The organism is Lederbergia sp. B243.17 (genome assembly GCF_057657925.1).
Map to the genome: position 1 here is coordinate 1 of NZ_JBWBKF010000095.1, position 480 is coordinate 480.

A 480-nucleotide genomic window follows, 5' to 3' on the forward strand; every position below is an offset into this window, starting at 1 on the left:
TAAATGAAGGAAACCAAGGAACTGTCCGCGGATAGACGAAATGGTCGATACTTTCTCCAGGAACGACGTAAAATTGCTGAGGCGGTAGATAACTTCTCTAAGATGGTAGATAACTTTCCTGAGAACGACATAACTCCGCGGAGTTGGTCGATATACTTGCTCGAGCATGCCCAGCGCATTCGGATATCAGCCGTAAAAGAGGAGCTTGCCGATATATTTGCCAAGAACGAGATATATGTACTAAGAAAGAGATCATTAACCGTCGAGAACAAGATATAGCCTCCAGGCAGATAATACGATTAAACAGCCATTCCCTTTCAAGCTGAGAAAACAAAAAAAACACCGCATCCGCGGTGTCTTTCGTTTGCCTGGCAGCGTCCTGCTCTCGCAGGGGGAAACCCCCAACTACCATCGGCGCTGAAGAGCTTAACTTCCGTGTTCGAGATGGGAACGGGTGTGGCCTCTTCGCTATCGCCGCCA

The 480-nt window shown here is 48.1% G+C and carries 1 rRNA gene; it reads right to left on the reverse strand.

Going from position 1 to position 480, the window contains the following annotated elements:
• Positions 1-366: 366 nt before the first annotated feature.
• Positions 367-480 (reverse strand): 5S ribosomal RNA (gene rrf, locus AC0TWI_RS19860); the annotation flags it as partial.